We start from the raw sequence: 21,237 nt of genomic DNA, 5'->3' as shown, positions 1-21,237 counted from the left end.
CGGGGTTCATCCACGTGCCGGGGGCCGTCCTCGCCTGCCGCGGGATGTCCCGCTGGTACGGCCAGGTGATCGGCATCAACGACGTCAACCTCGATCTCGGCGCGGGGGTCACGGGGCTGCTCGGCCCGAACGGCGCCGGCAAGTCGACGCTCATGAAGCTCATCACCGGTCAGCTCCGGCCGAGCCGCGGGACCGTGACGCTCTTCGGCGAGACGGTCTGGGACAATCCGAACGTGATGCGGCGGCTCGGCTTCTGCCCCGAGCAGGACAGCTTCTACGAGGGGCTCACGGGGCTCGAGTTCGTCACAGGCCTCGCGCGGCTGAGCGGGTTCTCGCGCGGGGAGGCGACAACGCGCGCGGAGAAGGCGCTCGAGCGCGTCGACCTCCTCGCGGCGGCCGGCCGCAAGATCGGCGGCTACTCCAAGGGGATGCGGCAGCGCGTCAAGATGGCTCAGGCCCTCGTCCACGATCCGCAGATCCTCATCCTCGACGAGCCGCTCAGCGGCATGGACCCCATCGGGCGGCGCGCGAGCATCCGCCTGATCCGCGAGATGGGGGCCGCGGGGGCCACCGTCATCGTCTCGAGCCACATCCTCCACGAGATCGAGGGGATGACGCGGTCCATCCTCCTCGTCCACAATGGCCGCATCGTCGCCGAGGGGGACGTGCACGAGATCCGCGATCTCATCGACGAGCACCCGCACCGCATCTTCATGGAGACGGGCGACGCGCGGAAGCTCGCCGAGGCCCTCGTGAAGTGGAAGGACGTCCAGGGGGTGCGCGTGGACGACGGCGGCGTGCTGGTCGAGACGATCCGCCCCGACGCCTTCTACTCGAGGATCCCGTCGCTCGTCCTCGAGCAGGGGATCGCCGTCGAGTCGATGACGAGCGCGGACGACAACCTGCAGGCCGTCTTCGACTATCTGGTGGGATGATGGAACCGATCAAGGCCGTCTTCGCGCTCGCGATGCGCGTGCAGCTTCGGACGAAGCGGACGCTGGTCCTCTCGCTCGTCTCGGCTCTCCCCATCGCCGGCACCCTCCTCTTCGTCGCCGCCTCCAGGCTCAGGCTCGGGGAGGGGGCGCAGACCGTCGTCGGCGCCGCCGGCGACGTGATGACCTTCTTCTACCTCTCGTTCCTCCTTCTCGCGATCACGCTCTTCTACGCCACCGCGATCATCGGCGACGAGATCGAGGAGAAGACGATCACCTACCTCTTCGTGAGGCCCGTGCCGCGGTCGACGATCTTCCTCGGGAAGTTCCTCGCCGCGCTGACGCTCTCCTCGGCCATGATCCTCTCCTCGGCCTCCATCTCGTTCTCCGTGCTCCTCAGCGCCGATTCCCCCGCTGAGGCCGCCGGGCACGTGGGGATCTTCCTCCAGGACCTCGCCATCCTCGCCCTCGGCACGGTCGCCTACAGCGCCCTCTTTGGCTTCATCGGCGCGAGGTTCAAGCGGGCGCTCCTCATCGGCCTCGCCTTCGCGCTCACGTGGGAGACGGCGGTGACGTACCTCCCGGGCTACCTCGGCCATCTCACCGTGATGCACTACCTCCAGAGCCTCCTGCCGCATCCTTCCGGCCAGAGGGGTGTGCTCCAGTTCTTCCAGGCGCCCACGTCGACCCCGGTGGCCATCCTGACCCTGGCGGCGATCACGGCCGGCTTCGTCGCCCTCGCCTGCTACACCGTGAGCCGCAAGCAGTACGTCCTCGAGGCGTAGCGCCCCGCCTCCTGAAACACGCTGCCCTTCCGTGGCGTAAGCTCGCCTCGATTCGAGGCCGTCCACCCTGAAGGCCCTTGCCCACGGAAGGAGTCCCGATTGAGCCCATCGAACCGCCCGCGAGCCGCCAGCCCCTCCCTGGCCCTCATCGCCGCACTCGTCCTCTCCGGCGCCGCTTTCGCGGCGGATCCCCCCGCAAAGCCCGACTCGACCAAGCCATGGAAGGTGGACGGCGAGCACGGCGCCTCGAAGACCATCTCGTTCTCGACGGACGAGGGGACCTGGCTCGCTCTCGACGTCGCGCCGGACGGCCGGCGGATCGTCCTCTCGCTGCTCGGCGACCTGTACCTCCTCCCGATCGGCGGAGGGGACGCGCAGCGCATCACTTCGGGGCCGGCCTACGACGTCCAGCCGCGCTTCAGCCCCGACGGGAAGTGGATCGCCTTCGCCTCGGACCGCGGCGGCACGGAGAACCTCTGGATCTGCGATCTCGACGGGAAGAGCGCCCGCGCGATCACCACGGAGACGGAGCGACCGGTGTCGAGCCCGGCCTTCAGCCCCGACGGCGAGTACCTCGTGGGCCGCAAACGCATCATCGACGTCTCGCCGCTCGGCACCGTCGAGCTGTGGATGTGGCACGTGAAGGGGGGGAGCGGCATCCAGATCACGAGGAAGGAGGATCAGCCCGAGGCGGCCGACCCCGTCTTCTCCCCCGACGGCCGGTTCATCTACTTCTCGGCGCGCCCCACCCGCTACAACTACAACCGCAACGTGAACGACGGCATCTGGCAGATCAAGAGGTTTGACCGCAAGCTCGGCCTCTCCTCGCCGCTGACCGGCGAGTTCGGCGGCGCCGCGGCCCCGGCGATCTCGCCGGACGGCACGACGATGGCCTTCGTGCGCCGCGTCCGCGCGGTGACGCGGATCGAGCTGATGGATCTCGCCTCCGGCACGACGCGCCTCCTCGCCGACGGCGTGGAGCGCGACGGGCAGGAGGGGTTCGCCTTCCACGGCGTCTTCCCGGGGTACTCCTGGACTCCGGACGGCGCCGCGCTCGTGCTCACCGCGGAAGGAAAGATCTGGAAGTACGCCGCCGCGAGCGGCGCGCGCACGGCGATCCCCTTCGACGCGAAGGTCGAGCAGCGGGTCGCCGACGCCGTCCGCTTCCCGCAGAAGATCGAAGGGGACGTGCGGGCGCGCATCCTCCGCTGGCCGGTGGAATCCCCGGACGGGAAGCGCCTCGTCTTCTCCGCGGTCGGACACCTCTACGCGATGGACCTGCCGTCGGGGAAGCCCGCGCGGTTGACCGCGAGCGCCGACCTCGAGTACGCCCCCGCCTTCTCCCCCGACGGGAGGACGATCGCCTACGTCACCTGGAACGACGCAGAAGGCGGAGCTGTCATGACGATCCCCGCGACGGGGACGCCCGCGGGCGGCCGGCCGGTACGGCTGACCCAGGTGAAGGGGCAGTACGCGAACCCTTCGTTCTCCCGCGACGGGAAATGGATCGTCTACCTGAAGGGAAGCGGCGCCACCTTCCGCGACGAGGACCCGATCGCCGAGCTCTGGGAGGAGATCCGCCTCGTCCCGGCCACCGGGGGGACGAGCCGGTACGTGATCCAGACCGCAAACCGCGGCGCGAACCGCAGGATGGCGCGCCCCGCCTTCTCCGCCGACGGCGAGCGGATCTACTACTCGGAGGACGAGCCCGGGAAACCTGGCGAGTCGCCGAAGACGGTCCTGGTCAGCGTCAAGCTCGACGGCACGGACAAGCAGAAGCCGCTCAGATTCACGTACGCGGAGGACGTGGCCGTCTCCCCCGACGGGCGATGGATCGCGTGGAACGAGCTGCACAACGCCTACGTCGCGCCGCTCCTGCAGCTCGGCGGCTCGACCATCGACGTCGCTCTCGAGAGCGGGGCGCTCCCGGTCGCGAAGCTGACCGACGAGGGGGGGGAGTGGGTCTCGTGGGTGGACGGCGGGAAGTCGATCGCCTGGATCTTCGGCCCCGTCTACCACCGGATCGCGCTCGACAAGGCCCTGCCGGCTCCGAACCCCGAGGAGGAGACGGCCGCCGTTCCGTCGAAAGACGACAGGGCGAAGGACGACAAGGCGAAGGACAAGCCGAAGCCGCTCCCCGCGTCGGACAGCTTCGAGATCGCGCTGACGCTTCCACGCGCGCGCCCTTCGGAAACGGTCGCCTACACCGGCGCGCGCATCGTCACGATGAAGGGGGACGAGGTCCTCGAGTCCGGAACCCTCGTCGTGGAGAACGATCGGATCCGGGCGGTCGGCCCCACGGGGCGCGTCCCGATCCCCGCCGGCACCCGGACCGTCGATCTCGCGGGGAGGACGATCATCCCCGGCATGTTCGACGAGCACGCGCACCTGCACTACTCGGCGGCGGACATCATCCCGCAGCGCCCGTGGAAGTACCTCGCGAACCTCGCCTACGGCGTCACCTCCACCCACGACCCGTCGGCGAGCACCCACGAGGTCTTCTCCCAGTCCGAGATGGTGGAGGCCGGGCTGATGACGGGCCCGCGCATCTTCTCGACGGGCTACATCCTCTACGGCGCCGACGACCCGGAGCGGGCCGTCATCAAGAGCCTCGACGACGCGCGGAAGCACCTCCGGCGCCTCAAGTCCCTCGGCGCCTTCTCGGTGAAGTCGTACATGCAGCCGCGGCGCGAGCAGCGGCAGTGGATCATCCAGGCGGCGCGCGAGGAGGGGATGATGGTCGTCCCCGAGGGGGGCGGCGACCTCGAGTCGGACATGTCGATGGTCCTCGACGGCCACACGACGATCGAGCACGCGCTCCCGGTGACACCCCTCCGGAAGGACGTCGTCACGGTCCTCGCGCAGAGCGGAACGTCGTACACGCCGACGCTCCTCGTGGCGTACGGCGGCTTCTTCGGCGATCGCTGGTTCTTCCAGCACTACGAGATCTGGAAGGATCGGCAGCTCCTCAACGTGACGCCGCAGGGTGTCGTCGATCAGCTCGGGAGGATCCGCACGGTCATGGCGACCGACGAGGACTGGCACCACATCGACGTAGCCGCCTCGGCGAAGAAGGTGGTCGACGCGGGCGGCCGCGTGAACCTCGGCGGCCACGGACAGCTGCAGGGTTTGGGGCCGCACTGGGAGATGTGGGCCTTCGTGCAGGGGGGGATGACGCCGCTGCAAGCGCTGCGCGTCGCGACCCTCTCCCCCGCCGAGACCCTCGGCCTCGACCGCGATCTCGGATCGATCGAGGCGGGCAAGCTCGCCGACTTCGTCGTCCTCTCGAAGAACCCCCTCGAGAGGATCGAGAACAGCGCGTCGATCGAGCTGGTGGTGAAGAACGGGACGGCCTCGACCCTCGCCGACCTCGCCCGCGTTCGCTGAGAGGCCGTCTGCTATCGTGCGCGCGGTGACGCGCGCGCGGCTCCTCTTCGGCACGATCCTTCTCGCGACGCTCGTCGCGGGGTTGGGACGCCTTCCGCTCATCGACCCCGACGAGGGAAGGTACGCGCGCACCTCGCAGGAGATGATGCAGCGGGGGGACTACGTCGTCCCCTACCTCGACGGGGCGCCCCGCCTCAAGAAGCCGGTTCTCTCCTACTGGCTCGAGATCGCCTCGTTCACCCTCTTCGGATGGAACGAGACCGCGGCGCGCCTCCCCTCCGCGCTCGCCGCGGGCGGAATCCTCCTCTGGCTCTACCTCTTCGCGCGGCGGCGCGCCGGCGAGCGCACGGCCGTCGCCGCCTGCGCGATCCTCGCGACCACGCCGCTCTTCTTCGCGATGGCGAGGACGACCACCACCGACATGACGCTCGCCTTCTTCGTCTTCGGCGCGACGGTGAGCCTCTACGCCGGGATGGCCGAGCCGTCGCCGGCGGCGGTCCATGTCGTCGCGGGAGGAGTCTGCCTCGGCCTCGCGCTCCTCACGAAGGGGCCCGTGGCGATCGTCTTCCCCCTCCTCGGCGTGACGGCGGCCCTCCTCGCGCGGCGCCGGGCGCCGATCACGGTCGCGGGGCGCGCCGTCGCGGCCGCGTGGATCGCCGTCCTCGTCGCGGCGCCGTGGCTCACTCTCCTCTTCCACCGGATGGGCTTCGACCAGGTCCTCGAGATCTGGCGGCACGAGACGCTCGAGAGGTTCGAGGGAGGGCTCGATCACCCGGAGTCCCCCTTCTACTACCTGCTCACGTCGCCCCTCACCTTCTTCCCGTGGTCGGCCTTCGTCCCCGTCGCCCTGGTCGCGGCGTACCGCCGGCTGAAGCGCGGCGAGGGGCTGCGGCCGCTCCTGCTGTCCTGGGCCGTCGGCGCCTTCGTCTTCTTCTCCCTCGGCCGGGGAAAGCTCGACTCGTACCTCCTCCCGATCACGCCGGCCGTGGCGCTCCTCGTCGCGCTCGCGCTGACGGACGAGGTCTGGCTCTCCCGCACGGTCCGGTGGGGAGCCTGGCTCCTCGCGGCCGTCGCGGGGGCGCTTCTCCTCCCGCTCGAGGTCGGGCACACGCTGAGGGACAACTCCGCCGCGCTGGTGGTCCTCTCGCTGGTCGCGGGGATCGCGGCCGCCGTGGCAGGCGCGCTGTCCTTCGCCGGGAGGGGGCGTCTCGCGCAGCCGGCGCTCGCATGGATCGCGGGAGCCGGGCTGGTCGGCGCCGCGCTCTTCGTTCCCGAGAGCTTCGCGGAGGGTCGGAGCGCGCGGGCGCTGGTCTCGGAGTCACGCCTCGCGGAGACCTCCGAGACGGTCTACGCCTTCCGGATGAACCAGCCGAGCCTCGCCTTCTACCTGGCGCGGCCCGCCATCCCCGTCTCGTCAAAGAGCGTCCTCCTCCGCAGCGTCGAGAACGGGAGGGCGGCGTCGGTGCTGATCGCGGAGGAGCGCCGGGAGCTCGTCGGCGCCCTCCTCGAGAAAGGCTTCCGCGTCGCGAGCCGGGACCACGGGCGAGTCATCCTGCGACGGCCGTGGCGCGGCGAGACCGACGCTACGGCCGGATCCCCGGCACGTTGAGGCGCATCCGGTAGAGGCCGCCCCGCGCCGTCATGTAGAGCGTGCGCGCGTCGGCGTCCCCCCACGCGAAGTTCGCGGGAAGCTCCGGCGCGCGGATCGTGCCGAGGTGCGCGCCCGCCTCCGAGAGGATCCAGACGCCTCCTGGCCCGGACACGTACAGGTTCCCCCGCTGGTCCACCTTGAGGCCGTCGAGAGCTTCCTCCTCGGGGGCGTCCTTCATGTCGTAGAAGACCCTCCCGTTCTCGAGCCCGCCGTCGGGACGGACTTCGTAGCGCATGACGATCTTGCGGCTCGTGTCCCAGTCGTCCACGTAGAGGTACTTCTCGTCGGGGGAGAAGGCGAGGCCGTTGGGGCCGGTGAGATCCGCGGTCAGGAGCGTCAGCGCACCGTCCTTCAGGCGGTACACGCCGCTGAAAGGCAGCTCCTTCCTCCGGTCGTCGAAGAACTTCGGGAGGCCGAAGGGGGGATCGGTGAAGTAGAGGGCGCCGTCGGACTTGTAGACGAGATCGTTCGGGCTGTTGAGCCGCTTCCCCTGGTAGCTGTCGGCGAGGAGCGTCAGCCGGCCGTCCTTCTCGAGGCGCGAGATCCGGTGGTTGCCGTGCTCGCAGATCGTGAGGCGACCCTCGCGATCGAGAGTGAGGCCGTTCGAGCCGGGCTGGCCGTACTCGGCGATGTCCGCCCCCTGGTAGCCGCTCCGATCGCGGAATATCGAGAGATCGCTCCCGGGCGCCCACCTGTAGATGACGTTGCTGTTCGGCCCGCTGAAGAGGAGATGCCCCACCGGCATCCAGATCGGCCCTTCGACGAACTTGAAGCCTTCCGCGACCTTCTCGACCCTCGGCTCGCGCGGCACGATGGCATCGATCGCGGGGTCGAGCCGCACGACGGTCGCGTCGACGGTGCGCGGCGCGATGGCGCGCGGCATCCGGTAGAAATCGACCTTCGCCGATCGCACCCAGATGAAGTTCGACGGGGGATCCGAGATCGGCCCGTTGATGCCGAAGACGGCGATCTGGACCTTCTTCCCCGGACGCGCGTCGGCCGTGAGGACGACGCGGTTGGGGGCGTTGTAGCCGCGGATCAGCGACCCGCCGCTCTGCCCCAGCTCGCGGGGGAGCGCGCCGTCCACCCAGACCTCCGCGTAGTCGTCCACGACGATCTCGAAGACGGCCGTCGTCCCCGCCGTCTCGAAATCGCCGACGCGCGATGGAATCGTCACGTTCAGGCGGTACCAGGCGAAGCAGACCTTTCCGGTGGATTTCCGGAGGAAGAGCTTGGTCGAGTCGATCGTCTCCCACGCCGAGTCGTCGAAGTCGGTCCCGCCGGCGTGCGGCGTGACGTCCAGCGTCCGGTTCGGAGGGCCCGAGGGCTTGAGGTCGGCTCCCGGGGAGCGGAACTCGACCTCGGCGAGCGTCGCGTCGTGGTAGCGCCACGCGGCGCCGGCGAGGCTCGCGCCGGCCGCCGTCGTGAGATCGATCGACGCGTCGGCCGACCCCTCGGGGGCCGGCGAGGCCGCCCTCGCGGCGACGCCCCCCGAGAGCGTCGTCGCGGCGACGACGGCCGCCGCGGAGATCATTCCTCGAAGATTCATCGGCTCTCCCCCCTTCGTTTCAACGGACCTTGACGACGTAGTAGACGACGGGGCCCTGGATCTCCTTGAACCAGTGCGGCGTCCCCTTCGGCACGATCAGGACGTCCCCGGGCGAGATGGTGCGCGTCTCGCCGCCGTCGATCCGCGACCCGCGGATCTCGTCCGGAGCCGTCTCCTTCCCCTCGACGACGCGGCCGCCGGTCACGAAAGTCGACGACCCCTCGAGGACGTAGATGATGTCCGCGTCCTTCACGTGGACCTCGGCCTGCCCCGCCGCGTCGCGGCGGCTGGCGTGCACCATGTAGTTCTCGCGCTTCGCGAGGACCGCCCCCTTGAGGAAGGCCGCTTTCACATCGGCGGCCGGAAAGTACGCGACGTCCCCCGCGCCCTCCGTCCCCGCGCCGACCGCCGCGATGAACAACGAGGCCGTCAGCGCGAGGCCCGCGGCCGTGATGCCTGCGGGGACCCTCCCGGTCACTTGATCACCAGCGCCGCCGCCCGGGCGATGTCGGTGTCCTGCTGGGCGCTGTTGGCGCCGGCGACGCCGACGGCGCCGACGACCTGGCCGTCCACCACGATCGGCACCCCACCCTGGAGCGGCAGGAGCTCGGGGTTCGCGATGAGCGACGTGCGCCCGCTCTTGATGGCGTCCTCGAAGACGCTCGTCTCCTTGCGGAAGTTCGCCGCGGAACGCGCCTTGCCGATCGAGATGTTCGCGGATGCCGAGAAGGTGTTGTCGAGCCTTTCGACCAGGATCAGGTTGCCGCCGTCGTCGACGACGGCGATTGCCCCGCCGGCGTTTCCCTTCTTCGCCTCGGCCTCGGCCGCCGCGACGACCGCCTTCGCTCCTTCGAGCGTGAGGACTCTCTTGCCGGAGGTGGTCTGCGCCGCGGCGGGCGCGAGCGCGAACGCCGCAGCGAGCGCGGCCATGGCCGCCGTTCGGATGATGGTTCGCATCGTCAACTCCTTCCGAGCCTCGCGGCTCATCGGACGGCCTTCGCGAAGGTCGCCTCTCCCAGGTTGGTCTCGGCGAAGGCGCACCAGATCTGGACCTTCGCGACGTCCTTCACGTACGACGGGATCACGAGGGTGCTGTTGACCTTGTCCCCCTTGATCTTCAGCTTGTTCAGGAGGTACACGTGCCCCTTCGAGTCCACGAGCTGCCAGTGGGGATCCGGAGTGTCCGGCACGACAAAGTCGTCGGACAGGGTCAGCGTGCTCTTCCCGTTGACGATCGAGTGGCTCACCGTCCCCTTGTTCGCCTTGGCCCCGGCGAACGGGCCGCTGGTGTGCATGTCGGCGCCGAAGCCGGAGACGACGAGGATGCCGAGGGCCGTGACGAGCCCGAAGACCTGGAGCGTGAGACGGCGAAGCGTGCGATGTCGGTTCATGGAATCTCCTCCCGGAATGTCCCGGCCGCGGCGGCGACTTCATGTCGCCCCTCGCGCCGGTCCTGCCGCTGTGATGCGACCGGCGCGGGAGGCGTTTCAGCCGGAGGCGCGAAGGTGGGAGAGGGCGAGCGCGGCGATCTCGCGCACGCCCGTCACGCGGGCGCCGCGGTCCCGGTTCCGCCTCCCGATCTCGAACGCGATCCGCCACTGCGCGAAGAGGCGGCGGTACGCGTCGAGGAGGGAGTTCCGCGGATCGTAGATGTCCGTCGACTCCGACGTGACGCCGTTCAGCTCGAGGATCGTGAAGCGGCCGGCGCGGAGATCCGCCTCGCTCGTGGCGCGGACGTCGTAGCGTCCGAAGTGAAACCCCTCGTACCCCGCGCTCGCGCGATCGACGGCATCCTCGAGTTCGCCCGTCCGGAGCCGCTCTCCGTCCAGGAAGATCGACCCGAGACAGTGCGTCCCGAGCTCGGCGAGCACGACGCGCTCCCCCGCCCGGGGGATCTCGCCGAGTCGTGGCCTGAGGCGATCGAGGTAGACGCGCGCCATGCAGGCCGCGCGGCGGTCGCCGAGGATCAGCTCCTCGATGGTCCGCACCCCGTCTCCTTCGACCTCGGGCATCGTCTTCTCGGTGATCGAGAGGAGGTGGCCGCGCGGCTCCTCCGGAAGGCGGTAGTAGAAAAGGCCGTACTCGAGCCCCCCGATGTGCTCCTGGGCGACGACGTCGAACGGCGCCGACTCGAGGTACCGCGCCGCCTCGCCGACATCCCTCGCGATCGCGACCCGCGATCCGCGCTGGCCCACGTCGGGCTTGAGAACCACCGGGAAGGAGAGATCCTCGCGCGCCATGAACTCCGCGAGGAGCGCCGCCCGATCCACCGCCTCAAGGCCCGCGGGGAGGAGGCGGAACCGCGCCACGGGCGCCCCTCCCGTCGCGAGGCCTCGCAGGATCCCGATCTTCGACTCGCCGACGAACCCCGAGCTGTCGATCGCGGGATTCGCGGCCGTGAAGAGGGACGGCGAGCGATGGCGGAGGCCGAGCGCGAGAACGTACGCCACGACGGGCGGGTAGAAGAGCCACGGCGGCCAGAACTCCCACCGCGCGAGACGACGGAGCGCTCCGAGCGCCCGGCGGCGATTCGACCACGAGGAGAGCCACGCCGCGCCGCGCACGGCCATGACGAGTGCGAGGGCCGCGGCGATCGCCGCCGTCCCGCCGTGCCCGGTCGCGCCGCGCGCGGTTCCCCCGGCCGCGGCCGACGCGGCGACGAGCGCGGGGGTCCAGAGGGCGGCCCCGGCGGCGCACCAGAGGGCGAACGACGCCACCGGCATGCCGAAGAGCCCCGCGGCGAAGTAGGTCGGAAGGCGCGTCCCGGGGATCGGGCGGGACAGGAGGATCGTCGCGCCCCCCCGGCGGGCGAACCACTCGGCGCCGCGCGCGACGTCCTGCTCGGCGAGGATCCACCTGAGCGGCGCCCGCGCCAGGAACCGCCTGCCGAGGTGGCGCCCCGCGAGATGGAGCAGGAGATCGCCGGCGACGATCCCCAGGAAGCAGCCGAGCGCCGCTTCGAGGAAGCCGGCGCGTCCCGTCGCGACCATGAACCCCGCCCCGGCGCAGGTGAGATCTTCGCTCACGAGCGTCCCGGCGGCGAGCGAGAGGAGGAGCGGGAGCACGGCCCCGTCACGCCTCCCTGAGGAAGGCGCGGCCCCGGTGCCTCAGCGTCGACGGCGAGACGCCGAACGACGGTGGGGGCGAGATGCCGTGGGACCTGAGGATCACCGCGATGAGGGCGTAGTGGTGGATGGTGTGGCTCAGGACCGCATGGAGCTCGCGCGCGAGCGTCGACCGGGACCAGCTGTCCCCTGTCTCGGCGTCCTCCGACTCCTCCGACCTCACGTCGAGCCGGCGGCCGAGATCGTTCGAGCCGAGGAGCGAGAGGCGTCGCTCGATCGAGTCGAGGGCGGCGAGCGCGAGGGTGCGTGAGGTCTCGATCCCCGGATCGCGGCGGCGGCGGGAGTAGTCCACGCGTCCCGTGGGCGCGCCGAGAAGGAGCGCGAAGTAGAAGTCGAGCGCGTGACGGAGGTGCTTTCCGGCCGTCCCGCCGGGGAGGAGGCCGGTCGCCGACCGGTAGGCCCGATCGTCGATCGCCCGGAGCAGGTCCTTCGCCTGCCTCAGGAAGAGGATGTTCGGATCGGCCGGCCGGAAGCGGGGCGGGGCCGGGATCTCTACGAAGTCACGGGCTCGAACTGCCGTCGCACGGAGTGCCATAGCCTCACCGCCAGGACCTTCCGGTCCGCGTTGAAGACCCTCTCCGCGCCGAACGACAGCCGCGCGGCGAACCGCGGCAGGCGGAGAAGATCGAGAAGATGCCGTGTGAACTCCATGTCGCCCCACCAGCAGATCGCGAGACGGGCCGGCGCGTCGCCGGGCGAGGTGGCGTACGTGAGCGCCGCGCACGCGACCGGGACGCCCGCGCGCGCCGCCGCACCCAGGAGCGCCGACTTGAAAGGAAGGACCGTCGCCCCCTCGGAGCTCGTCCCCTCGGGGAAGAGGACCACGGAGCGCCCCTCGCGGAGCGCCGACTCGATCCTGGCGGCGGCTCGCGGCGCGTCGGACTTCCGCTCGCGCGAGACGAAGAGGGTCCCGGCCGTGCGGCAGAGGCGGCCCACGAGAGGCCACGAGGCGACGTCGTCCTTCGCGACGAAGACGCAGTCGAGCTGCGACGCGAGGACGAGGACGTCCACGTAGCCGAGATGGTTCGCGACGAGGAGGAAGGGCCCTTCCGGGCGCTTCCCCCGCACCTCGAGGCGGGCGCCGAGGATCCGGAGCATCGCGCGCGCCCAGAGGCGCACGACGCGGCCCCTCCGCGCGGGCGAGGCGGCCGCGAGGACCGCGTACCCCGCGGCGGTCACGGCGGCCGCGCCGGCCACCCTCAGGATCGACCGGAGCGCGCTCACGAGAAGAAGAGCCTCCGGTGCTCGGGTGCCATCGACGCGACGTCGAGGCAGGTGAAGAAGTCGATGGTCTTGAAGTCGCGATCGATCGCGGGCGGCCCCAGCACCTTCGCCCCATGGCGGAGGTACGTCCTGAACAGAATCGGGAGGCGGGTCTCCCCGGCCGGCATCGCGTCCGCGGGGGTGAGCCGGCACTCGAGGCCGGGGAGCGGCACCACGCGCAGATCGCGATCGACCGCCCCGTCCGCGGCGAGGCGCGCGAGGGCGCCGATGCCGACCGCCGGATCCTGGCTCGTCAGCGAGCAGCAGCCGAACAGGTACCGCTTCCGGTTCCACGTCATGTAGGACGCCAGCCCCTTCCAGAGGAGATACAGAGTCTGCCGATTGCGGAAGTCGGCGTGGATGCAGGCGCGCCCCACCTCGATCGCCTGATCGAGGACGGCGTCGGGGAGGAGGCCGAGGTAAAACTCGCCGGCCGAGTAGAAGCCGCGGCCGCGCGCGGCCATCGAGCTGGTCATCATCCGGTACGTTCCGACCAGCCGCCCGGTCGCCGCCTCCTCGACCATCAGGTGATGGCAGAGGGGATCGAACGCATCCTCGTCGCGCCCCGTCTCGAACGAGGCGTCCATTCCCTCTCCGAGCTCCAGGTTGAAGACGTCGAACCGCAGCCTGAGGACCGCGTCGAGATCGTCGGAGCTCTTCGCGAAGCGCACGCGGTAGCGCCCCTGGGCCGTCTCCGTGGTGGGTAGGGCCTCCCGGAAGGCCGGGTAGGCTTCGGGAGTCGTGAACGGCGCGGCGGGCGGAGCGTACGTGAGGCCCGGCGTGACCATCTGTCTCTGCAGCATCGTCCACCTCCCCGCGCCCGACCGGCGCCGTCGCTTCGATGCACGCGCCCTCTCCTGGTTTCGTGGGGAGCTCCTGGAGATTCATCCCGCCCGAGCCCGAAACGAAGTCCCGCCCCCGGCATCACAGCGGCGCGGTGACGAGAGGACGCGCCGGGCCACACCCGGAAGCGGCTCAGAGGAGGGGACGATGATCCAGGCGCGAACGGAACACGGGATGCCGATGGCAGTAGGGCTCCGCGGCGGCGGGCTCGCGGTGAGCTGGCTCTGCCAGCTCCTGGCCGCCGGGATCCTCGGACAGACACTCTTCTTCAAGTTCACGGGAGCCCCCGAATCGGTCTACATCTTCTCGACGCTCGGCCTCGAGCCGTGGGGGCGCATCGGGTCGGGGGTCGCCGAGCTCGTCGCGGCACTCCTCCTCCTCGCCCCCCGCACCGCGTGGCTCGGCGCCCTGATGACGATGGGGGTCCTCTCGGGCGCGATCGTCGCGCACCTCACCCGCCTCGGCATCGTGGTCCAGGGGGACGGCGGGCTCCTCTTCGCACTCGCCCTCGTCGCGTTCGCCTCCGCGGCCGCGGTCGCGTTCCTCAGGCGCCGCGACGTTCCGATCCTCAACCGATTCCTCGACCATGGAGATGTCCGATGAAAGCGATCGCCGTCACGCCCGGAACGAAGAAGCTCACGCTCCTCGAGACCGCGGAGCCGAAATTGAGAACCGCGACGGACGTGAAGATCCGGATGCTCGACGTGGGCATCTGCGGCACGGATCGCGAGATCTGCGCCTTCGAGTACGGCACGCCGCCGCGCGGCGATCAGAACCTCGTCATCGGACACGAGTCCCTCGGCCGCGTCATCGAGCTGGGCCCGGGCGCCACGAAGCTGAAGGTCGGCGACCTCGTCGTCCCGATGGTCCGCCGCCCGTGCCCGCACGACACGTGCGTCGCCTGCCGCAGCGGTCGCCAGGACTTCTGCTACACCGGCGACTTCACGGAGCGGGGGATCAAGGAAGCCCACGGCTTCATGACCGAGGTCGTCGTGGACGACCAGGACTACATGAACCCCGTCCCGGCCTCCCTCCGCGACGTCGCCGTCCTCGTCGAGCCCCTCACGATCGCCGAGAAGGCGCTGATGCAGCTCGAGCAGGTCCAGATGCGGATGCCCTGGGCGCAGGGTGTCTCGCTCCGAGGCTCGATGCGCTGGAAGAAGAGCGCCGTCATCCTCGGCGCCGGCCCGGTGGGGCTCCTCGGCGCGATGGCCTTCGCGAACGCGGGCTTCGACACGTACGTCTACTCCCGCTCGGGGGGGAACGCGGACAAGCCGCGGATCGTCGAGTCGTTCGGCGCGAAGTACGTCCCGGCCGAGACGACCTCGTTCGAAAAGCTGAGAGAGATCGTCGGGAACATCGATCTCGTCTACGAGGCGGTCGGCGCCTCGAAGACGGCGTTCGATCTCCTGGGCGTCCTCGGCACGAACGGCGTCTTCGTCTTCACCGGAGTCCCGGGCCGCAAGGCCCCCGTCGAGGTCGACACGGATCTCCTGATGCGGAACCTCGTCCTCAAGAATCAGGTCGTCTTCGGGACCGTCAACGCGGGAAAGGAGACCTTCGCCGCCGCCATCAAGGACCTCGGCGCGTTCGTCGAGCGGTGGCCCGGCGCGGTGAAGAGCCTCGTCACGGGACGGTTCCCGATCGAGGCGCACCGGGACCTCCTCCTCGCGCGCCCCACCGGGATCAAGAACGTCCTGGCGTTCGCCTCCTGACATGCGCAAGCACTGGCCCGAGTACCTGATGGAGGCGGCCGGGCTGGGGGTCTTCATGATCTCGGCCTGCGTGTTCGGCTCGCTCCTCGAGTACTCCGGCTCCCCGGTGCGCCAGGCGATCGGCGATCCGATGCTGAGGCGCGCCCTCATGGGCGTGTGCATGGGGCTGACGGCGGTCGCGATCATCTACTCGCCGTGGGGGCAGCGCTCAGGAGCGCACATCAACCCGGCGACGACGCTCACCTTCTGGCGCCTCGGCAAGATCGACGGCCGCGACGCCGCGCTCTACGTCCTGTCCCAGTTCGCGGGCGGCGCCGCCGGGATCTTCGTCGCCTCCCGCCTGCTGGGAGGGGCGCTCCGCAGCGCCGATGTGAACTTCGTCGCCACGCTGCCGGGGCCCGGCGGCCCGCGCGTCGCGTTCGCGGCGGAGGTCGGCATCTCGTTCCTGCTCATGCTCACGGTCCTCACCGTGAGCAACCAGCCGCGCATCGCCAGGTTCACGGGGCTCTTCGCGGGGACGCTCGTCGCGACCTACATCACGTTCGAAGCCCCGATCTCGGGCATGAGCATGAATCCCGCGCGCTCGTTCGCGTCCGCGTGGGAGGGATCGATCTGGACCTCCTTCTGGATCTACGTGACCGCGCCGCTCGCCGGAATGCTCGCGGCGGCCGAGCTCTACAAGACCATCCGGAGCTCCGCGGCCGTTCTGTGCGCGAAGCACCATCACGACAACGACCAGCGGTGCATCTTCCGCTGCAACTACATGCCGGCGGTGCGCCGTGCCAGTGGAGACAGAGATGGGTGACAACGGCCGTTACGACGTCATCATCATCGGGACCGGAGCCGGCGGCGGCACGCTGGCCTACAGGCTGGCCCCGTCGGGGAAGAAGATCCTCCTCCTCGAGCGCGGCCCCTACGTCCCGCGCGAGAAGGAGAACTGGAGCACGCGCGCCGTCAACGTCGAGGCCCGGTACAACACGAAGGAGCAGTGGCGCGACAGGGACGGCAAGCCCCTGCACCCGCACACCAATTACTTCGTCGGCGGAAACACCAAGTTCTACGGCTCCGCCCTGTTCAGGTTGAGGCGAGAGGATTTCGGCGAGCTGCGCCACCACGGCGGGCTCTCCCCCGCCTGGCCGATCACATACGACGATCTCGAGCCGTACTACATGCAGGCGGAGAGCCTCTACCACGTGCACGGCGAGCGCGGCGTCGATCCCACGGAGCCTCACGCCAGCGGGCCGTACCCGTTCCCCGCGGTGAGCCACGAGCCGCGCATCCAACGGCTCCACGACGACCTCGCGCGGCTCGGCCACAAGCCCTTCCACGTCCCCCTCGGCATCATGCTCGACGAGAAGAACCGCTCGAAGAGCCCCTGCATCCGCTGCAGCACCTGCGACGGCCACCCGTGCCTCGTGAACGCCAAGTCCGACGCCCAGGTCGTCTGCGTCGATCCGGCCCTCACGCACCCGAACGTCACGCTCCTCACCGACGCCTTCGTCTCGCGCCTGGAGACCGGGCCGTCGGGGCGCGAGGTGACGAAAGTGCACGTCGAGAGGAACGGCGAGAAGGAGACGTACTCGGCCGGGATCGTCGTCGTGTCGGGAGGGGCCATCAACTCGGCGGCGCTCCTCCTGAGGTCGGCCGACGCGAAACACCCGAACGGCCTCGCGAACGGAAGCGACGTCGTCGGACGGCACTACATGGGGCACATCAACTCGATCCTCCTCGCCATCTCGAAGACGCCGAACCCGTCGATATTCCAGAAGACGCTCGCGCTCAACGACTGGTACTTCGCCTCGAAGGACTGGGATTTCCCGATGGGGCACATCTCCTTCGTCGGCAAGCTCGACGCCGACACCCTTTCGGCCGGCGCTCCGTCGATCGTCCCGGGCATGACGCTCGATCTCATGGCGAAGCACTCCCTCGACTTCTGGATGACGTCGGAGGACCTCCCCGACCCGGACAACCGGGTCACGCTCGACCGCGAGGGGCGGATTGTCCTGTCGTACGGGCCGAACAACGAGGAGGGGCACAAGCGCCTCCAGGCGAAGCTCAAGAGCCTCCTCAAGGAGATCGACTGCCACGACCATCTCCTCCCGTGCAACTTCTTCGTCGGGCAGAGGCTTCCTCTCGCCGCTGTGGCCCATCAGAACGGCACGGTGAGGTTCGGCCGCGACCCGAAGACCTCGGCCCTCGATCCGAGCTGCCGCGCGCACGAGGTGGAGAACCTCTACGTCGTGGACGGGAGCTTCTTCCCGTCGAGCGCCGCGGTGAACCCGGCCCTCACGATCATGGCGAACGCGCTCCGCGTCGGCGATCACCTCCTCGAGAGGCTGCGGTGAGACGCCTCATTCTCCTCGCGCTTCTCACCCTTGGCGCGACCTGCGCTCTTGCAGCCGAGGCCCCTCTCGTCACCTCCGTCGAAGGGGTCGGCATGACCGTCTCGTCGATGGATCGCTCCTTGCGCTTCTTCACCGAGGTCCTCCCCTTCACGAAGGTCTCGGACGTCGAGCTCTCCGGGGACGCCTTCGAGCACCTCGACGGAGTCTTCGGCGCCCGCGCGCGCGTCGTGCGGCTGCGCCTCGGCGACGAGGCGCTCGACCTGACGGAGTACCTCGCGCCGAAGGGACGGCCGATCCCGGCCGACTCCCGGAGCGAGGACGGCTGGTTCCAGCACGTCGCGATCGTCGTCTCCGACATGGATCGGGCCTACGAGCACCTGAGGAGCCACGGCGTCGAGCACGCCTCGACCGGGCCGCAGAAACTCCCCGAGTGGAACCGCGGCGCCGCGGGGATCCGCGCCTTCTACTTCAAGGACCCGGACGGGCACGTCCTCGAGGTGATCTCGTTCCCGCCGGGAAAGGGGGACCCGAAGTGGCAGCGCCCGGGGGGTGGCCTCTTCCTCGGCATCGACCACACCGCCATCGTCGTGAGAGACACCGACGCCAGCCTGAGGCTCTACCGCGACACCCTCGGCCTTCACGTGGCCGGCGAGAGCGAGAACTACGGCGTGGAGCAGGAGCACCTCAACAACGTCTTCGGGGCGCGGCTCCGGATCACGTCTCTGAGGGCGGGCTCGGGCCCCGGAATCGAGTTCCTCGAGTACCTCGCGCCGTCGGACGGACGCCCCTATCCCCTCGACTCGAAGGCGAGCGATCTCTGGCAGTGGCAAACGCGCCTCGCGACGCGGGATGCCGATGCCGCCGCGAAGGCGGTCCGCCCCGCAGGCGGGCGTTGGATCTCGGCGGGAGCCGTGAGTGACGGCTCCGCGCGGGCCGCGCAGGTGCGCGACGCCGACGGCCATGCCCTTCTTCTGACCTCAACGAACTGACGGAGACCAACACCCATGTCGAAGCCCGGAGCGGACCACACGGCCGAGTCGCGCCGTCTCGAAGAGGACGCGCGGCGGGAGAGGAACTGGAAGCGCTGGGGCCCCTACGTGTCGGAGCGGCAGTGGGCCACCGTCCGCGAGGACTACTCCCCTTACGGGAACTGCTGGGATTATTTCTCGCACGATCACGCGCGGAGCCGCGCCTACCGGTGGGGTGAGGACGGCCTTCTGGGCATCGCCGATCGCGAGTGCCGGCTCGCCTTCGCCCTCGCGCTGTGGAACGGGAAAGACCCGATCCTCAAAGAGCGTCTCTTCGGCCTCGCAGGCCCCGAGGGGAACCACGGCGAGGACGTGAAGGAGCTCTACTACTACCTCGACTCGACGCCGACGCACAGCTACATGAAGGCACTCTACAAGTACCCTCAAATGGAGTTTCCGTACGCCCGCCTCGTCGAGGAGAACCGCCGGCGCGGACAGGGGGCCCCCGAGCTGGAGCTGGCCGACACGGGCGCCTTCGACGGGGGGCGGTACTTCGACGTCACCGCGGAGTACGCGAAAGGATCTCCCGACGACCTCCTGATCCGCATCACCGTCGCGAACCGGGGTCCCGAGGCGGCGACGCTTCATCTTCTCCCGACGCTCTGGTTCCGGAATACCTGGGTCTGGGGGGCCAAGCACGAAGCCACCACGGTGAAGCCCGCCCTCACCCGCGCCGGCGCCTCCGCGATACGCGCAGATCACGAGACGCTCGGCCGGTACACCCTGGCCGTGGGGCACGGCCCCGACGGAAAGGCCCCTGAGCTTCTCTTCACCGAGAACGAGACGAACACTCAGAAGCTCTTCGGAAGCTCCAACGCCTCTCCGCACGTTAAGGACGCCCTCCACGATCACGTCGTCTCGGGCCGGCGCGACGCCGTGAACCCCGAGGGGAAGGGTACGAAGGCCGCCGCCCACTACATCCTCACGATTCCCGCCGGCGGCGAGCACGTCGTCCACCTCCGGCTGACGTCTCACGCCGAGGCGGTCGACAGACCCCTCGGCGCCGAGTTCGCGGAGACGTTTCTGGCGCGAAAGAAAGAGGCCGACGCCTTCTACGACGCGCACGCGCCGAAGGCGATGACTCCCGACGAGCGCCTCGTCTGGCGCCAGGGGAACGCGGGGCTTCTCTGGAGCAAGCAGTTCTACCACTACGTCGTCAACGACTGGCTCGAGGGGGACTCGAAGCAGCCCGCTCCCGACGGCGCCCGGAACGGAGGGCGCAATCACGACTGGGGGCACATGTACAGCCGGGACATCATCTCGATGCCCGACAAGTGGGAGTACCCCTGGTTCGCCGCGTGGGACCTCGCGTTCCACATGATCCCCTTCGCGAAGCTCGACCCGACCTTCGCGAAAGACCAGCTCGTCCTGTTCCTCCGCGAGTGGTACATGCACCCGAACGGCCAGCTCCCCGCCTACGAGTTCGCCTTCGGCGACGTGAACCCGCCGGTCCACGCGTGGGCGGCCTGGCGCGTCTACAAGATGACCGGGGCGCGCGGCGAGCGCGACCGACACTTCCTGGCCCGCGTCTTCCAGAAGCTCCTTTTGAACTTCACCTGGTGGGTCAACCGGAAGGACGTCGACGGCCGGAACATCTTCGCGGGGGGCTTCCTCGGCCTCGACAACATCGGCGTCTTCGACAGGTCGCAGCCCCTCCCGACAGGCGGGCACCTCGAGCAGGCCGACGGCACGGCGTGGATGGCCTTCTACTGCTCGACGATGCTCTCGATGGCCCTCGAGCTGGCGGTGGACGACCCCGCGTACGAGGACATGGCCTCGAAGTTCCTCGAGCACTTCGTCGCCATCGCCGACGCGATGAACCGGCTGGGGGGCACCGGCCTGTGGGATGAATCGGATGGTTTCTACTACGACCGGCTGCACGTGGACGGGCAGTCGATCCCCCTGCGGGTGCGGTCGCTGGTCGGGGTGATTCCGTTGTTTGCGGTCGAGATCCTCGAGGACGACGTCATCGATCGCCTCCCCGGGTTCAAGAAGCGGATGGAGTGGTTCCTCGAGAACCGCACCGACCTCGCCGGAACGATCAGCGTCATGGCGCCCAATGGGTCGGGGCACGGGCATCGGCTTCTGGCGATTCCGACGCGCGAGAGGCTCGAGAAGGTCCTTCGATACCTGTTCGACGAGACGGAGTTTCTCTCGCCTCACGGGATCCGCTCGGTCTCGAAGTTCCACGAGAGGGAGCCGTACGTCTTCCACAGCATGGGGCAGGACTACCGGGTCGATTACGTCCCGGGGGAGTCGAACACGGGCCTCTTCGGTGGGAACTCGAACTGGCGCGGCCCGATCTGGTTCCCGCTCAACTTCCTCATCGTCGAGGCGCTGGAGCGCTACCACCACTTCTACGGCGACGACCTCAAGGTCGAGCTGCCGACCGGCTCGGGGCGGTGGGTCACGCTCAAGGAAGCGTCATCCGAGATTGCTTCGCGGTTGTCGGGGATCTTCCTGCCGGATGCGTCAGGGGCTCGGCCGGTGCACGGGGGAGATGCCCGTTACTCCTCGGATCCCGCGTTCAAGGATCTGGTGCTCTTCTATGAGTACTTCCACGGGGAGAGCGGCCGCGGCGTGGGGGCATCGCATCAGACGGGGTGGACGGCGC

The 21,237-nt window shown here is 69.6% G+C and carries 18 protein-coding genes; 10 read left to right on the top strand and 8 right to left on the bottom strand.

Annotated features, from left to right (window positions below; all coding sequences use genetic code 11):
* Positions 1-44 precede the first annotated feature (44 nt).
* The 4 genes from HY049_11330 to HY049_11315 all read left to right on the top strand — a co-directional run bounded on the left by HY049_11330 (position 45) and on the right by HY049_11315 (position 6,713).
* Positions 45-935 (top strand): ABC transporter ATP-binding protein, encoded by an 891-nt coding sequence (locus HY049_11330; protein ID MBI3449496.1) that lies wholly within the window; start codon positions 45-47, stop codon positions 933-935.
* Positions 932-1,717: an ABC transporter permease gene (locus HY049_11325; protein ID MBI3449495.1), complete on the top strand. Its 786-nt coding sequence runs from the start codon at positions 932-934 to the stop codon at positions 1,715-1,717. Before HY049_11330 ends, HY049_11325 begins: the two co-directional genes overlap by 4 nt.
* Before the next feature lie 99 nt (positions 1,718-1,816).
* Complete coding sequence (locus tag HY049_11320) at positions 1,817-5,104, top strand: PD40 domain-containing protein (GenBank protein MBI3449494.1); 3,288 nt, start codon at positions 1,817-1,819, stop codon at positions 5,102-5,104.
* Positions 5,105-5,120: 16 nt separating this feature from the next.
* Positions 5,121-6,713 carry a glycosyltransferase family 39 protein gene (locus HY049_11315; protein MBI3449493.1) on the top strand — a complete coding sequence of 531 codons (1,593 nt, stop codon included), beginning with the start codon at positions 5,121-5,123 and terminating at the stop codon, positions 6,711-6,713.
* Here HY049_11315 and HY049_11310 read toward each other — a convergent pair.
* The 8 genes from HY049_11310 to HY049_11275 form a co-directional block, all read right to left on the bottom strand.
* Positions 6,688-7,638, bottom strand: a complete 951-nt coding sequence (locus tag HY049_11310) for an SMP-30/gluconolactonase/LRE family protein (GenBank protein ID MBI3449492.1) — start codon at positions 7,636-7,638, stop codon at positions 6,688-6,690. The two genes, HY049_11315 and HY049_11310, sit on opposite strands and share 26 nt — an antisense overlap.
* Positions 7,639-8,323: 685 nt before the next feature.
* Positions 8,324-8,782 (bottom strand): cupin domain-containing protein, encoded by a 459-nt coding sequence (locus HY049_11305; protein MBI3449491.1) that lies wholly within the window; start codon positions 8,780-8,782, stop codon positions 8,324-8,326.
* Complete coding sequence (locus tag HY049_11300; protein MBI3449490.1) at positions 8,779-9,234, bottom strand: heme-binding protein; 456 nt, start codon at positions 9,232-9,234, stop codon at positions 8,779-8,781. Before HY049_11300 ends, HY049_11305 begins: the two co-directional genes overlap by 4 nt.
* A gap of 53 nt (positions 9,235-9,287) precedes the next feature.
* Positions 9,288-9,695, bottom strand: a complete 408-nt coding sequence (locus HY049_11295) for a hypothetical protein (protein ID MBI3449489.1) — start codon at positions 9,693-9,695, stop codon at positions 9,288-9,290.
* Positions 9,696-9,791: 96 nt separating this feature from the next.
* Complete coding sequence (locus tag HY049_11290) at positions 9,792-11,369, bottom strand: VTT domain-containing protein (protein ID MBI3449488.1); 1,578 nt, start codon at positions 11,367-11,369, stop codon at positions 9,792-9,794.
* Positions 11,370-11,376: 7 nt separating this feature from the next.
* A complete protein-coding gene (locus tag HY049_11285; GenBank protein ID MBI3449487.1) occupies positions 11,377-11,964 on the bottom strand; it encodes a hypothetical protein in 588 nt (195 codons plus the stop codon).
* Positions 11,922-12,653: a 1-acyl-sn-glycerol-3-phosphate acyltransferase gene (locus tag HY049_11280; protein ID MBI3449486.1), complete on the bottom strand. Its 732-nt coding sequence runs from the start codon at positions 12,651-12,653 to the stop codon at positions 11,922-11,924. Before HY049_11280 ends, HY049_11285 begins: the two co-directional genes overlap by 43 nt.
* Positions 12,650-13,495, bottom strand: a complete 846-nt coding sequence (locus tag HY049_11275) for a GNAT family N-acetyltransferase (GenBank protein ID MBI3449485.1) — start codon at positions 13,493-13,495, stop codon at positions 12,650-12,652. The genes HY049_11280 and HY049_11275 overlap by 4 nt, the downstream gene beginning before the upstream one ends.
* 220 nt (positions 13,496-13,715) lie before the next feature.
* Between HY049_11275 and HY049_11270 the strand changes: the two genes are divergently transcribed.
* The 6 genes from HY049_11270 to HY049_11245 all read left to right on the top strand — a co-directional run.
* On the top strand, positions 13,716-14,138 hold the full coding sequence (locus tag HY049_11270; protein MBI3449484.1) for a DoxX family protein: 423 nt from the start codon (positions 13,716-13,718) through the stop codon (positions 14,136-14,138).
* Positions 14,135-15,250: a glucose 1-dehydrogenase gene (locus tag HY049_11265; protein MBI3449483.1), complete on the top strand. Its 1,116-nt coding sequence runs from the start codon at positions 14,135-14,137 to the stop codon at positions 15,248-15,250. Before HY049_11270 ends, HY049_11265 begins: the two co-directional genes overlap by 4 nt.
* Positions 15,251-15,278: 28 nt before the next feature.
* Positions 15,279-16,055: an aquaporin gene (locus HY049_11260; GenBank protein ID MBI3449482.1), complete on the top strand. Its 777-nt coding sequence runs from the start codon at positions 15,279-15,281 to the stop codon at positions 16,053-16,055.
* Positions 16,048-17,595 carry a GMC family oxidoreductase gene (locus HY049_11255; GenBank protein MBI3449481.1) on the top strand — a complete coding sequence of 516 codons (1,548 nt, stop codon included), beginning with the start codon at positions 16,048-16,050 and terminating at the stop codon, positions 17,593-17,595. Before HY049_11260 ends, HY049_11255 begins: the two co-directional genes overlap by 8 nt.
* A 92-nt stretch (positions 17,596-17,687) precedes the next feature.
* Positions 17,688-18,584, top strand: coding sequence for a VOC family protein (locus tag HY049_11250; protein MBI3449480.1), 897 nt, complete (start codon positions 17,688-17,690; stop codon positions 18,582-18,584).
* Between the two features lie 15 nt (positions 18,585-18,599).
* Positions 18,600-21,237 (top strand): glucosidase (locus HY049_11245; GenBank protein ID MBI3449479.1); only part of this gene is annotated, 2,638 nt, incomplete at its 3' end.

It is taken from the genome of Acidobacteriota bacterium, assembly GCA_016195325.1.
Classification (GTDB): domain Bacteria; phylum Acidobacteriota; class Polarisedimenticolia; order JACPZX01; family JACPZX01; genus JACPZX01.
The sequence above is the reverse complement of the archived record's forward strand: the minus strand, read 5'-3'. Positions and strand labels throughout refer to the sequence as shown.

What these genes read in the sequence shown, in the direction of transcription:
- HY049_11285 (MBI3449487.1), bottom strand. Translation starts at nt 11,964, where the DNA reads ATGGCACTCCGTGCGACGGCAGTTCGAGCCCGTGACTTCGTAGAGATC.
- HY049_11260 (MBI3449482.1), top strand. Translation starts at nt 15,279, where the DNA reads ATGGAGGCGGCCGGGCTGGGGGTCTTCATGATCTCGGCCTGCGTGTTC.
- HY049_11255 (MBI3449481.1), top strand. Translation starts at nt 16,048, where the DNA reads ATGGGTGACAACGGCCGTTACGACGTCATCATCATCGGGACCGGAGCC.
- HY049_11325 (MBI3449495.1), top strand. Translation starts at nt 932, where the DNA reads ATGATGGAACCGATCAAGGCCGTCTTCGCGCTCGCGATGCGCGTGCAG.
- HY049_11275 (MBI3449485.1), bottom strand. Translation starts at nt 13,495, where the DNA reads ATGCTGCAGAGACAGATGGTCACGCCGGGCCTCACGTACGCTCCGCCC.
- HY049_11270 (MBI3449484.1), top strand. Translation starts at nt 13,716, where the DNA reads ATGGCAGTAGGGCTCCGCGGCGGCGGGCTCGCGGTGAGCTGGCTCTGC.
- HY049_11330 (MBI3449496.1), top strand. Translation starts at nt 45, where the DNA reads ATGTCCCGCTGGTACGGCCAGGTGATCGGCATCAACGACGTCAACCTC.
- HY049_11250 (MBI3449480.1), top strand. Translation starts at nt 17,688, where the DNA reads ATGACCGTCTCGTCGATGGATCGCTCCTTGCGCTTCTTCACCGAGGTC.
- HY049_11310 (MBI3449492.1), bottom strand. Translation starts at nt 7,638, where the DNA reads ATGCCGCGCGCCATCGCGCCGCGCACCGTCGACGCGACCGTCGTGCGG.
- HY049_11265 (MBI3449483.1), top strand. Translation starts at nt 14,135, where the DNA reads ATGAAAGCGATCGCCGTCACGCCCGGAACGAAGAAGCTCACGCTCCTC.
- HY049_11300 (MBI3449490.1), bottom strand. Translation starts at nt 9,234, where the DNA reads ATGGCCGCGCTCGCTGCGGCGTTCGCGCTCGCGCCCGCCGCGGCGCAG.
- HY049_11295 (MBI3449489.1), bottom strand. Translation starts at nt 9,695, where the DNA reads ATGAACCGACATCGCACGCTTCGCCGTCTCACGCTCCAGGTCTTCGGG.